General features: G+C 72.8%; 9 protein-coding genes, 1 tRNA gene and 1 pseudogene. 6 read left to right on the plus strand and 5 right to left on the minus strand.

The features are described from left to right. Nucleotides 1-24 precede the first annotated feature (24 nt). Complete coding sequence (gene alaS, locus AB4K12_RS12705) at nt 25-2,655, minus strand: alanine--tRNA ligase (RefSeq protein ID WP_368434298.1); 2,631 nt, start codon at nt 2,653-2,655, stop codon at nt 25-27. Nucleotides 2,656-2,682: 27 nt separating this feature from the next. Here alaS and AB4K12_RS12710 point away from each other — a divergent pair. Beyond that, nucleotides 2,683-2,777, plus strand: a tRNA-OTHER gene (locus AB4K12_RS12710). 61 nt (nt 2,778-2,838) lie between these two features. Here AB4K12_RS12710 and tsaD read toward each other — a convergent pair. Next, nucleotides 2,839-3,744: pseudogene (tsaD, locus tag AB4K12_RS12715) on the minus strand (tRNA (adenosine(37)-N6)-threonylcarbamoyltransferase complex transferase subunit TsaD); the annotation flags it as partial. An 85-nt stretch (nt 3,745-3,829) separates the two neighbouring features. Between tsaD and cbiE the strand changes: the two are divergent. The 3 genes from cbiE to AB4K12_RS12730 all read left to right on the plus strand — a co-directional run bounded on the left by cbiE (nt 3,830) and on the right by AB4K12_RS12730 (nt 7,242). Further along, on the plus strand, nt 3,830-5,080 hold the full coding sequence (gene cbiE / locus AB4K12_RS12720; protein ID WP_368434299.1) for a precorrin-6y C5,15-methyltransferase (decarboxylating) subunit CbiE: 1,251 nt from the start codon (nt 3,830-3,832) through the stop codon (nt 5,078-5,080). Nucleotides 5,081-5,134: 54 nt separating this feature from the next. Then, nucleotides 5,135-5,902 carry a precorrin-4 C(11)-methyltransferase gene (gene cobM / locus AB4K12_RS12725; protein WP_207248374.1) on the plus strand — a complete coding sequence of 256 codons (768 nt, stop codon included), beginning with the start codon at nt 5,135-5,137 and terminating at the stop codon, nt 5,900-5,902. 122 nt (nt 5,903-6,024) lie between these two features. Then, entirely contained in the window at nt 6,025-7,242 is a 1,218-nt protein-coding gene (locus tag AB4K12_RS12730; protein WP_368434300.1) for a serine hydrolase domain-containing protein, read from the plus strand. 3 nt (nt 7,243-7,245) lie between these two features. On the opposite strand, the gene AB4K12_RS12735 is transcribed toward AB4K12_RS12730, so the two are convergent. Further along, a complete protein-coding gene (locus AB4K12_RS12735) occupies nt 7,246-8,319 on the minus strand; it encodes a cobalt-precorrin-5B (C(1))-methyltransferase (protein ID WP_368434457.1) in 1,074 nt (357 codons plus the stop codon). A gap of 107 nt (nt 8,320-8,426) precedes the next feature. Here AB4K12_RS12735 and AB4K12_RS12740 point away from each other — a divergent pair, with 107 nt between their 5' ends. Beyond that, nucleotides 8,427-9,185 (plus strand): cobalt-precorrin-6A reductase, encoded by a 759-nt coding sequence (locus AB4K12_RS12740; RefSeq protein ID WP_368434458.1) that lies wholly within the window; start codon nt 8,427-8,429, stop codon nt 9,183-9,185. A 39-nt stretch (nt 9,186-9,224) separates the two neighbouring features. On the opposite strand, the gene AB4K12_RS12745 is transcribed toward AB4K12_RS12740, so the two are convergent. After that, on the minus strand, nt 9,225-9,701 hold the full coding sequence (locus tag AB4K12_RS12745) for a hypothetical protein (protein WP_143587843.1): 477 nt from the start codon (nt 9,699-9,701) through the stop codon (nt 9,225-9,227). Between the two features lie 333 nt (nt 9,702-10,034). Between AB4K12_RS12745 and AB4K12_RS12750 the strand changes: the two genes are divergently transcribed. Beyond that, a complete protein-coding gene (locus AB4K12_RS12750) occupies nt 10,035-11,294 on the plus strand; it encodes an MFS transporter (RefSeq protein ID WP_368434301.1) in 1,260 nt (419 codons plus the stop codon). A gap of 96 nt (nt 11,295-11,390) precedes the next feature. On the opposite strand, the gene AB4K12_RS12755 is transcribed toward AB4K12_RS12750, so the two are convergent. After that, complete coding sequence (locus AB4K12_RS12755) at nt 11,391-11,843, minus strand: hypothetical protein (protein WP_368434302.1); 453 nt, start codon at nt 11,841-11,843, stop codon at nt 11,391-11,393. Nucleotides 11,844-12,506 lie beyond the last annotated feature (663 nt).

Genomic DNA, 12,506 nt, shown 5'->3' on the forward strand with positions numbered 1-12,506 from the left:
GCCCCGGCTCCCGGCCCGGGCGGGTCAGGGAACCAGCCCCGCCACCCGTCCCAGCACCGCCGACAGCTCCGCCGCCGGTACGCCGCCGCCCTGCGCCACCTCCGCCGTGCCGCCGCCCCGGCCGCCGAGGAGCGCCTTCACCAGCCCCGCCGCGGAGAGCCCCGCCGCCGGGGTCGCCGCGATCACCACCGTGGCCCGGTCGCCCGTCGCCGAGCCGACCGCCACCACCCCGCGCCGCCCGGCCGGGAGGCGGTCGCGGACCGCCAGGGCCAGGGCGCGCGGGTCCTCGTCCGCCGTGGCCGTGACCACGAGCGTGCCCTGTACGTCGGCCGCCGCCGCGGCGAGCTCCGCCGCGTGGGCCAGGGCGGTCCGCCGCCGCAGCTCCTCCGCCCGCCGGTCGGCGGCCTTCAGCCGCTCCAGCAGCACCGCGACCCGCTCCGGCAGCCCCGCGCGCGGCGCCTGGAGCTGTTCCGCCAGCCGGGAGACCAGGTCGCGCTCGCGCGCCAGGTAACCGAAGCCCTCGAAGCCCGTAGCGGCCTCCAGCCGCCGCATCCCGGCCCCCACCGACGACTCCGCCGTCAGCGCCACCACACCCACCTGGGCCGCGTGCGCGACGTGCGTGCCGCCGCACAGCTCGCGCGACCACGCCCCGCCGATCTCGACCACGCGCACCCGCTCGCCGTACGTCTCGCCGAACAGCGCCAGCGCGCCCAGCTCCTTGGCCTCGGGCAGCGACATCCACCGCACGTCCACCGGCAGGTCCCGGCGCAGGGCGCGGTTGGCCGCCTCCTCGACCTCGCCGCGCGCGGCCGGCCCGAGCGCGCCGCGCCAGGGGAAGTCCAGCCGCAGATAGCCGGGCCGGTTGTACGAACCGGCCTGCAGGGCCGTCGGGCCGAGCACCTGCCGTAGCGCGGCGTGCAGCACATGGGTGCCCGAGTGCGCCTGGCGGGCGCCCAGCCGCCACTCCGGGTCGACGGCCGCCCGTACGGCATCGCCCACCGCCAACTCGCCCGCCATCACCCGGACCTGATGGACCACCAGCCCCGGCAGGGGTCGCTGCACGTCCAGCACCTCGGCCTCCACCGACGCACCGGTCAGCGCGCCCGCGTCGCTGTCCTGGCCGCCCGACTCGGCGTAGAAGGGCGTGCGGTCCAGCACGGCGGTGGCGATCTCTCCGGTGCGTACCGACGGCACCGGACCGGCCGGCCCCAGCAGGGCCAGCACCCGCGACTCCGTCTCCAGCGCGTCGTAGGCCCGCCAGTCCGTCGGCCCGTGGGCGTCGAGCACCGGCCGCAGCACGGACGTGTCGAGCGCGCCGCCCGACTTACGGGCCCGGGCGTCCGCGCGGGCCCGCTCGCGCTGCTCGGTCATCAGGGCGGTGAAACCCTCACGGTCGACCTCGACGCCCTGCTCCTCGGCCATCTCCAGGGTCAGGTCGATGGGGAAGCCGTAGGTGTCGTGCAGCAGGAACGCCTGCCTGCCCGGCAGCAGGTGACCGCCGCGTGCCTTGACCTCGGCCACGGCCGTGTCCAGCACGGTCGTCCCCTGCCGCAGCGTCGACCGGAAGGCGTCCTCCTCGGCGTAGGCCTGCTGGGAGATGCGGTCGAACTCCTCGGCCACCTCCGGATAGCTGTGCTTCATACAGTCCCGGGCGGCGGGCAGCAGCTCCGGAAGCGCGGGGTCCTGGTACCCCAGCAGCCGCACCGACCGCACGGCCCGGCGCAGAACGCGCCGCAGCACGTACCCGCGCCCCTCGTTGCCGGGCGCGGTGCCGTCGGCGAGCAGCATCAGGGCGGTGCGCACATGGTCGGCCACGACCCGCAGCCGCACGTCCGCCACATGATCGGTCCCGTACCGCACACCGGTCAGTTCCGCCGCCCGGTCGAGCACGGGCCGCGTCTCGTCGATCTCGTACAGATTGTCGACACCCTGCAACAGGGTGGCCATGCGCTCCAGGCCCATGCCGGTGTCGATGTTGCGGCGCGGCAGCTCGCCCAGGATCGGATAGCCGCTCTTGCCGGCACCCTCGCCCCGCTCGTACTGCATGAAGACGAGGTTCCAGAACTCCATGTACCGGTCCTCGTCCACGGCCGGCCCGCCCGCGCGGCCGAGGGCCGGCCCCCGGTCGTAGTACAGCTCCGAGCAGGGACCGCACGGCCCGGGAACGCCCATGGACCAGAAGTTGTCCTCGTCGCCCCGGCGGACGATCCGCTCCTCGGGCAGCCCCGCGACGCGCCGCCACAGCGAGGCGGCCTCGTCGTCGGAATGATGGACGGTGGCCCAGATCCGCCCGGGATCGAGCCCGTACCCACCGTCCTCGACGGCGGAGACGGACAACTCCCAGGCGAAGGCGATGGCCTCCTCCTTGAAGTAGTCCCCGAACGAGAAATTCCCGTTCATCTGGAAGAACGAACCGTGCCGGGTGGTCCTGCCGACCTCCTCGATGTCCAGCGTCCGCACGCACTTCTGCACACTGGTCGCGCGCGGCCACGGCGGGGACGCCTCGCCCGTCAGGTACGGCTTGAAGGGGACCATGCCCGCGTTGACGAACAGCAGCGTCGGGTCGGGCGTCGGCAGCGGCGCGCTGGGCACCACGGTGTGACCGCGCGCGGCGAAGAAGTCGAGGAAGCGGCTGCGGATGTCGGCGGTACGCACAGGGGACTCCGATCAGGCGACGCGGACGGTGCGGGCCACGGGGTGAAGCGTCGCGAATTCCAAGGGCGCGGACGGATCGATGGACACGTCGAGCGGCGCGGGTTCGACTCCCGCCCGCACCAGCAGGTCGCCGACGGCGGCGATCATCGCGCCGTTGTCGGTGCACAGCCGCAGCGGCGGGACGCGCAGCTCGATGCCCGCAGCATCGCAGCGCTCCTGCGCCAGCGCCCGCACCCGCGAGTTCGCGGCCACGCCGCCGACCACGACCAGCGTGCCCACGCCGTGCTCCCGGCACGCGCCGACGGCCTTGCGCGTCAGCACGTCCGCCACGGCCTCCTGCAGCGAGGCGGCCCCGTCCGCGATGGGCAGCTCACGCCCGGCCGCGCGATGCCCCTCGGCCCACCGGGCGGCGGCGGTCTTCAGCCCCGAGAAGGAGAAGGCGTAAGGATCGTCGCGTGGCCCGGTCAGCGGCCGCGGGAAGGCCACCGCCCGCGGATCCCCTTCACGAGCCGCCCGGTCGACGGCGGGACCGCCGGGATAGGGCAGCCCGAAGACGCGGGCCACCTTGTCGAAGCACTCACCGGCCGCGTCGTCGAGGGTGTCCCCGAGATGGACGATCGGATCCCGCGCCAGATCCCGCACGAGCAGCAGCGAGGTGTGCCCACCGGAGACGATCAGCACCATGCAGGGATTCGGCAACGGCCCGTGCTCCAGCGTGTCGGCGGCCACGTGCCCGGCGAGATGATGCACACCGTAAAGAGGGACACCCAACGAATAGGCCACTCCCTTCGCCGCGGCGACGCCGACCTGCAGAGCACCGGAGAGCCCGGGCCCGGTGGTGACGGCGACGGCGTCGATGTCGCGCATGGCGATCCCCGCGTCGTCCAACGCGGCCCGCACCACGGGTGCGGCGGCGTGGACATGCGCCCGAGCGGCGATCTCCGGGACGACACCCCCGTACCGGGCGTGCTCGTCCATGCTCGAGGCCACGGCGTGGCCCAGCAGTTTCCCGTCCCGGACGAGACCCGCGCCGGTCTCGTCGCAGGACGACTCGATACCCAGCACCACCGGTGAACGCCTCACGAGCACGCCTCCTGCCTTCCTCTAGTAATTGCACATCTTATGCAACAAGGTCCCGGGAGTCGTGCCGTCTCCGCAGGTCAGTAGAGTTCCGATGCCCCCGTACACCGCGAATTCCGAGGTACGCCCCGTGAGCCCTGCCCCCGTGACGGTCGTAGGCATCGGCGCCGACGGCTGGCCCGGCCTGGCCCCCACCTCCCGGGAGGCGCTGCGCGCGGCCGAAGTGATCATCGGCGGCCCCCGCCAGCTGGACCTGCTGCCCGCCGACTGCCCGGCCGAGCGCGTCGCCTGGCCGTCCCCGCTGCGCCCGGCGGTCCCGGGCCTGCTGTCGGAGCACGCCGGGCGCCGCGTCTGCGTCCTGGCCAGCGGCGACCCCATGTTCCACGGCATCGGCCGCACCCTCGCCGAGATCCTCGGCGCCGACCGGCTGCGCGTCCTGCCGCACCCCTCGTCCGTCTCGTACGCCTGCGCCCGCCTGGGCTGGCCCCTCCACGACACCGACGTGATCAGCCTCGTGGGCCGCCCGCTGGGTGCCCTGGCCGCGGCGCTGCACGAGGGCCGTCGGCTGCTGGTGCTCAGCGCCGGCGCGGATACGCCCGCGGAGGTGGCGGCGCGGCTGCGCGAGCGCGGCTACGGGCCGAGCCGGATGGTCGTACTGGAACAACTGGGCGGCGGGCGCGAAGCGCGCGTCGAGGGCACGGCGGCGGACTGGCGGGACGCGCCCGTCGACGCGCTCAACGTCATCGCGATCGATTGCCGCCGAGAGCCGGGCGCCCTGCGCACGGCCCTCACCCCAGGCCTGCCGGACGAGGCGTTCGACCACGACGGCCAGCTGACGAAGCGCCACGTACGCGCCGCGACGCTCGCCGCGCTCGCGCCCGCCCCCGGCGAGCTGCTGTGGGACGTGGGCGGTGGCTCCGGCTCGATCGGCATCGAGTGGATGCGGGCGCACCCCTCGTGCCGGGCCGTCACGGTCGAACGTGACGCCGTACGTGCCGGGCGCATCGCCCGCAACGCGGACGCCCTGGGTGTGCCGGCGCTGCGCGTGGTGACGGGCCGCGCGCCCGAGGCCCTGGCGGACCTGCCCACTCCGGACGCGATCTTCATCGGCGGCGGCCTCACGGCACCGGGCCTGCTCGACGCGTGCTGGCAGGCACTGCCCTCCGGCGGCCGCCTGGTGGCGAACACGGTCACGCTGGAATCCGAGGCATTGCTGACGGACTGGTACCGCCGATACGGCGGCGAGCTGACGCGTCTGGCGGTGGCCCACGCCGTCCCGGTCGGGGGCTTCACGGGGTGGCGCCAGGCGATGCCGGTGACGCAGTGGTCGGTGTCCAAACGGTGACGGCGCCCCCCCGGCCCACGACACACCCCAACCGCACTCACCGGAGGAGACCCCATGACCGTGTACTTCATCGGCGCCGGCCCCGGCGCGGCCGACCTCATCACGGTCCGCGGCGCCCGGACCCTGGCCCGCTGCGGCGTCTGCCTCTACGCCGGCAGCCTCGTACCGGCCGAACTCCTCGCCGAGTGCCCGCCGGACGCCCGCCTCGTCGACACCGCCCACCTGAACCTCGACGAGATCACCGCCGAGTTCGTCCGGGCCCACGCGTCCGGCCAGGACGTCGCCCGCCTGCACTCCGGCGACCCCTCGGTCTACAGCGCCGTGGCCGAGCAGATGCGCCGCCTGGACGAGCACGGCATCCCGTACGAGATCGTGCCCGGCGTCCCCGCCTTCGCGGCCGCGGCCGCGGCCCTCGGCCGCGAGCTGACCGTCCCCACCGTCGGCCAGACGGTCATCCTCACCCGCGTGGCCCAGCGGGCCACCCCCATGCCCCCCGGCGAGGACCTGGCCACCCTCGGCCGCAGCGGCGCCCTGATCGTCCTCCACCTGGCCGCCCGCCACGCGGACCGGGTCGTCGCCGAACTGCTCCCGCACTACGGGCCGGACTGCCCGGCGGCGGTCGTCGCGATGGCCAGCCGCCCGGACGAGATCGTCCTGCGCGGCACCCTCGCCGACATCGCGGAACAGATGCGGACGGCGGGCGTGGTGCGCACCGCGGTGATCCTCGTCGGCCGCACGCTGGCCGCCGGGCAGTTCCCCGACAGCTTCCTGTACTCGGCGACCCGGGACCGGGACAACTGCGGTCGGACAGTGCGGAATTAGGGCGGTAAACGGCCCACGGATGTGTGCCTGGTCATGCCGCAGACCCCTTGTCGTGAGGGTTCCCCCGGAAGATCATGTAGCGGTGGCAGGGCCAGGGCCGCACATTTCCTAAGGGGATGTTCATGTCGAAGTACACATCGCGGATGCGTGGCAGGCTTGTCGCGTTAACGGCGGCGTTGGCCGTCGCCGGCGGTGTCCTCGCGGCGGGTCCGGCCTCGGCCGCGACGCCGGCGGGGGAAACGGCTTCCCGTACCGCGACGCAGCAGGCCCTCGACGGCCTCGTCGCCGCCGGGATGCCGGGTGTGGGCGCGGAAATCCGTACGTCGGCCTCCAGTTGGTTCGGCAAATCGGGCTACGCGGACACGTACACCAAGCAACGACGCACCACCGCCGACCACTTCAGGGCCGGCAGCATCACCAAGACCTTCGTCGCCACCACGCTGCTGCAGCTGGAGTCCGAGGGCAGGCTGCGCCTGGACGACTCGGTCGAGCGCTGGCTGCCCGGAGTGGTGCAGGGCAACGGCTACGACGGAAACAAAATATCGGTCCGTCAACTCCTCAATCACACCAGCGGCATTCACGACATGGTGTCGACCGAGGAGTGGGACGCGGCGATGAACGGCTCCGGTTTCTACCGGCACCGTTACGACGTCATGACGCCGCAGGACATCGTGGCCATCGGGCTCGGCCAGAAGCCCGACTTCGAACCGGGCAAGGGCTGGAGCTACTCCAACACGGGCTTCGTCCTGGCCGGCATGGTCATCGAGAAGGTCACCGGGAACTCCTACGCGAGCGAGATCGACCGCCGCATCGTCAAGCCGCTGGGCCTGACGGAGACCCGTTTCCCCGGCACCGACCCGGCCCTGCCGGGCACGCATCCGGTCGGCTACTCGAAGCTCTTCTTCTCCACCCCCGTGAAGGAGATCTACGACGCCACCTACTACCGTCCCTCCTGGTCCGGCGCCACGGGCGAGATCGTCAGCACCTCCGGCGACCTCAACCGCTTCTACGCCGCGCTGATGCAGGGCAGGGTGCTGCCGGCCGCGCAGTTGAACGAGATGCTCACGGCGGTGCCGACCGGCCAGCACTTCGGTTACGGCCTCGGCATCATGTCCCGCGCACTGTCCTGCGGGACGACCGTCTGGGGCCACGACGGCGTCGTGTGGGGCTCGCTGTCAGGGGCCGCCACGACCCGCGACGGCAACACCGCGCTCGCCTTCAACATCAACGGTGACTGGCTCCAGCAGAGCGCACCCTTCGAGAACGTCTTCGAGGGGGCGTTCTGCGGCACGACGGCGCCGACGGCGGCCCGGGCCTCGCTCGGCCCGGTGAACCGGTAGGGGTCAAGGCCCCCGTGGGTCCGCGCGGCCCACGATCACGCCCGCGCGGTCGACGCAGATGACGTCGACCGCGACGGGCGCCCCGCGCAGCACCGCCAGGGCCTCGTCCCGGGCGGTGGCGGCGACGAGATCGCCGAGCGGGACGCCCGCCGCCTCGCACAGACGCAGGGCCTCCAGGCCCGTGTTGGCGTCGGTGACGGCGGCCGCGAGGCCGTCGTCACCCCCGCCCCGGCGGGCCAGGGAGGCGAGGAACGCCTTGTCCACCTGGGATCGGGCCGAGTGCAGATCAAGATGACCGGCCGCCAGCTTGGAGAGCTTGGCGAAGCCGCCGGCGACGGTGAGCCGGTCCACGGGGTGCCGGCGGATGTACTTCAGCACCGCCCCCGCGAAGTCCCCCATGTCCAGCAGCGCGTCCTCGGGCAGCCCGTGCACGGCGACCGCGACCTTCTCGGACGTCGAGCCCGTGCAGCCCGCGACATGGCGGCGCCCGGCCGCCCGGGCGACGTCCACGCCGCGGCGGATGCTGTCGATCCACGCCGAGCAGGAGTAGGGCACCACGATGCCCGTCGTGCCCAGGATGGAGATGCCGCCCAGGATGCCCAGGCGCGGGTTCCAGGTGGAGCGGGCGATCTCCTCGCCGTGGTCGACCGACACCTCGATCTCGACGTCGCCGGTGCCGCCGTGCCGGGCGGCGACCTCGGCCACGTGGTCGCGCATCATCTGCCGCGGCACCGGATTGATCGCGGGCTCGCCGACGTCCAGCGGCAGCCCCGGCCGGGTGACCGTGCCCACCCCGGGGCCCGCCCGGAAGACCACGCCGGAGCCGGCCGGCAGGAGCCGCAGCGTGGCGCGGATCAGTGCGCCGTGCGTGACGTCCGGGTCGTCCCCGGCGTCCTTGACGATGGCGGCCATGGCCCGCCCGGCGCTCTTCTCCTCGGCGGCGAGCGCGAAGGCCGGGGTCTGCCCCTTGGGCAGCGTGATCGTCACCGGGTCGGGGAACTCGCCGGTCAGCAGCGCGGTGTAGGCGGCCGTGGTGGCGGCGGTCGCACAGGCGCCCGTGGTCCAGCCGTGGCGCATTCCGGTGTGCTTGAGCTGGGCGGTGCGCCCGCCGACGGCCTCGGCGTCAGCCACGGCCGCCCCCGCCCGTAGGCTGGGCCGACCGGACGACGACGGAAGGGCGGCAGATCGTGAACGGCGCCGTGCGCCACATCCTGATCCTGGGCGGCACGACCGAGGCGCGCCGCCTCGCGGCCGACCTGGCGGCCGACCCCGCGCTGCGCGTGACCAGCTCGCTCGCCGGACGCGTCGCCGAGCCGCGGCTGCCGGCGGGGCGGGTGCGGATCGGAGGGTTCGGGGGGCCCGAGGGCCTCGCCCGGTGGCTGCGCGAGCAGCAGGTGGACGCGCTCATCGACGCCACCCATCCTTTCGCCGGCACGATCAGTTTCAACGCCGCGCGGGCGGCCGCCGCCGTCCGCGTCCCCCTGCTGGCCGTGCGCAGGCCCGGCTGGGTCGCGGGCCCGGGCGACGACTGGCACCCGGTCGGCTCCCTGGCCGAGGCGGCGGACGCGCTGCCCGCACTGGGGGAACGCGTCTTCCTGACCACGGGCAGGATGGGCCTGGCGGCCTTCGCGCACCTCGAGGATAGGTGGTTCCTGGTCCGCTCCGTCGACGCCCCCGAACCCCCGATGCCGCCCCGCACGGAAATCCTGCTCGACCGCGGCCCGTTCACCCCCGAAGGAGAGGCCGACCTGCTGCGCCGCCACCGCATCGACGTCCTGGTGACGAAGGACAGCGGAGCGGCCGCGACGTCGGCAAAGCTGACGGCCGCCCGCGAGGCGGGCATCCCGGTGGTCGTCGTCCAGCGCCCGCCCACCCCCTCCGGGGTACCCGTGGCCACCGGGCCGGCGGAGGCGGTGGAGTGGCTGACCCGGACCCTGGGCTGAGGACGGGCCGCGGAGCCCGCCATCCGCTCCCGTTCCCCGTCAGGGAAGGTCGACGACCTGCACGGTCCAGGAGCACTCTGAGTTGATCTCCAAGTGCTTGGTGCCGCCGTCGTGCAGGTGGGTCACATCGTCGCCCTTCGCCGCCAGCGCATTCACCAGCACGGCGCCCAGCGCTTGGCCCTCCGACACGATGAAGTTTCCCGAGTTGCCGAACGACGAGCAGTCGAATGTGTAGCGAAGGTCCCAGTCGCCGGAGACAGTGAACTTCGCAGTCGATTTGATCCCGTTGCCCGACTCGGACAAGACCGTCCGCGGCTTGGTGGCCGCCGGGGCGTCGGAGGCACTACCGCGGGAATCGGAGCCCGTTTTTCCGGCAGATTCCTTGCCGCCCCCCGACGACGCGATCGCGGCGACAACGAGGATGACCGCGATCAGTGCTGCGGCGACCGCGCAGCCACCACAGCCCTTCTTCCATTTTTTGCCGCCCTTCGGCTCGGCGAGCGGTTGCTGCGACAAGATGCCCCCCAGTGATCGAACAGGTGGCAGGGAGCATCCCACCAGGAGTAGCCGCGGCAGTTCGAGCCGGATGAGCAGCCCACGAATGAGTGAAGATCGGATGATCGGGTTGTTGTGCCCTGGGTGTGCCCTCGGGGCACAGGGGGATGGCCCCTCGTTCCTGCCCTGCGGCATCGGTCGCACGGCGGGGCCGATCTGTGTCGCGCGGGCCCTGCCGCATTCGTGTGAGGTGTCGGGGAACAGCGGGCCCGATGCGCCCAGGGGTGCCTAGGGTGGCCGCCGGTTCCACCGGGGCGAGCGCTTCCGGTCTCTACGCCTCGGCTCGGAGGGTACGTGAGCTACCTGCGGCTGCTTCGGCAGCGGTCTGTACTGGTGCTGTGGCTCGCGCAGAGCCTCTCCGTGCTCGGGGATCGGCTGTACGCGCTCGCGGTGATGTGGGTCGTCTATGCCGCGACCGGATCGGCCTCGCTCATGGGGCTGGTCGCGGTCGTCGAGTCGCTTCCATACGTCGTGCTCGGCACCGCCGGGCGCCATGCGGTCGCACGGTTCTCGACATTCGGGCGGCTGGCGTGGGTCGACGCGGCGCGGGCGCTGGTCGCGGTCACGTTGCCCTTCCTGTGGTCACCGGATGCGCCGGGCGTAGCGCTTCTACTCGTCGGGGTGTTGCTGCTCGGCACCCTCGGGGCGCTGTTCGATCCGAACCTCGGCGCCCTGGTGCCGGATCTCGTCGAGCCGGCGCGGGTGCAACAGGTCACGGGACTGTTCGACCTCACGGGACGCGTTGCCCGGATCGCGGGGCCGGCGAGTATCGGTCTGCTGCTGCTCGTTGTCTCCGAGGTGCAGCTCTTCGCACTGAACGGGGTGACATTCGCGGTGTCCGCGGTGGCGCTCGGCTGGCTGGCGCGGCGGTACGCCATGGCGGCCGGGGGTGAGGGGGCGGAGCGGTCCGGCGGGGCGCGACCGTCGGCCCGAGCGTGGCCGACGATTCGCACGCATCCCCGCGTCGGACTTGCGATCGGGCTGCACGGCGTCGCGCTGTTCTGCTCGGCCGTGACGGCAGTCGGCATGCCGGCGCTGCTCGCCACCCGGTACGGCGCCGGGGCGGCCGTCTACGGGCTTGTGACCGCGGCTGTGGGTGTCGGGGCGCTGCTGGGCAATCCTCTTGCCGGCAATCGGCGCTCGAGCGGCTGGATGGGCATCTACTGCGCGGCGTGGATGGTTCAAGGCGTAGCGACGGCGTGCATGGGGCTGGTGCGGAGTCTGCCCGTGCTGGTGCTGCTCGCCGGGGTGACCGGTCTGGTCACCCCCGCTACAAGCGTCACCTTGCGGGCGCGCCTTGGCGCATTCGCCCCCGCCGAGCGCCTGCGACTCATGTCCGTGGATCAGACCCTGATCCGTGCCGGTGGCACGGCCGGAATGCTGCTGCTGCCGTTCCTGGTCGACGCCTCGCCACGTGGGGCATTCGTGGTGGGCGGGGTCATCGTGGCCGGCTCGGCTCTCGGCGCGCTGCTCGTCGCCTCTCAGGTGTTGCGTCCGGACGCGGCTCTGCCTGCGCAAACGGCGGCCCGTGGGCGCACGGTGGTCGCGGAGTAGCGGGGTACGTGCCTCGGTCCCGCCACGGGGTGCAGACGCGGCGGGGCCGAGGGCCTTACGGGGAGGCTGGCCGTTCAGGAGGCTGGCGCCGAGCCGCTACGCGGACTGCGGCTCGGCCTTCCACTGGGCCACCTCGAGGGCGAGCCAGTGCTCCACGGTGACGTCCTCAAGGGGCACGCCGATCTCCGTGTAGATGCGGGTGTGCATGGCCCCGAACCAGGCGTCGCGGCGGTCGTCGAAGAACGCCCGGTCGTACCAGGAGACGCCGAGGATGACTGTCCCACCGCCGTTGGTGTTGTCGGTGTCGGCTTCGAAGTAGGTGCACTGCCAGTCCCACAGCATCTGCTCTTCAGGACGGGAACGAAGCCGCTCGTCGCTGGCGCGCAGGTGCTCGACACACCGTTCGACAGTGGCGGCGTCGGGGCAGTGGTAGCGACAGTCACTGAACGCGATGACCGTCTTGCTGCCCCTGCGGGCGGGGTCGGCGTCGTCGCCGGTGAGGACGCGCACACGGGTGATCGGCGGTGCGCCGGTCTCGAGGATGGTCACGGTTGGTGCTCCTCTCTTTCCCATTGGAGCCTTGTTGGGCTACCAGCCCGATCCGGTGAGCGGGTACAGGCTGGGGCTGTAGTCGCCGCGCGCCCGGACGGCGCCCGGGCGCGACGTAGCGAACCTTCGGACCGACGTGGGGTGGTGCCAGGGCACCAGGAACTCGCGTCCCGGCCACTTGACCATGAGAAAGGTGTTCTCAACGGCCACGGCGTTGCCGATTACGTCCTGTACGGCGCGGAGCAGCCCGGGGCTACGCACGGCCTACGCGGCCCACTCGATAGGCAGGTGAGCCTCGGGGATGACCTCGGTGCGGCTGTCGAGGCGCGCGGTTGTGACCTCGGCGCCGCAGCCGCGGGCCACCTCATTCAGGTGCCAGCCGACGCCGGTACGGAAGCCGCTTTCTCCGAGCGGACTCGGTCCGGCGAACCAGGGCGCAGCGACACGAGTATTCACGATTCGGTGTCCTCTCCCGCCTCAACAGCTGAAGCGACGGCGAGCGCGCGGTGATGTCGTGCTCACCCCGCCGGTGCCACTGCGGCAGACCCTTGATGTGGTCACCGATAGCCTGCGCCGGCCGTCCGGCGTGCGCTCGTACGGACTTGCTCAGGTCTTGCCCCCTCTCTGCGTAGCTCGAAGTGGTGCACCACCAGTTCACTGCTC

This window comes from Streptomyces sp. C36, assembly GCF_040932295.1.
Taxonomy (GTDB): Bacteria; Actinomycetota; Actinomycetes; order Streptomycetales; family Streptomycetaceae; genus Streptomyces; species Streptomyces triculaminicus.

Bases quoted from the DNA above. Each gene is read 5' to 3' on its own strand.
- cobM (WP_207248374.1), top strand. From the start codon at position 5,135: ATGACCGTGTACTTCATCGGCGCCGGCCCCGGCGCGGCCGACCTCATC.
- AB4K12_RS12735 (WP_368434457.1), bottom strand. From the start codon at position 8,319: ATGCGCCACGGCTGGACCACGGGCGCCTGTGCGACCGCCGCCACCACG.
- AB4K12_RS12730 (WP_368434300.1), top strand. From the start codon at position 6,025: ATGTCGAAGTACACATCGCGGATGCGTGGCAGGCTTGTCGCGTTAACG.
- cbiE (WP_368434299.1), top strand. From the start codon at position 3,830: ATGCCCCCGTACACCGCGAATTCCGAGGTACGCCCCGTGAGCCCTGCC.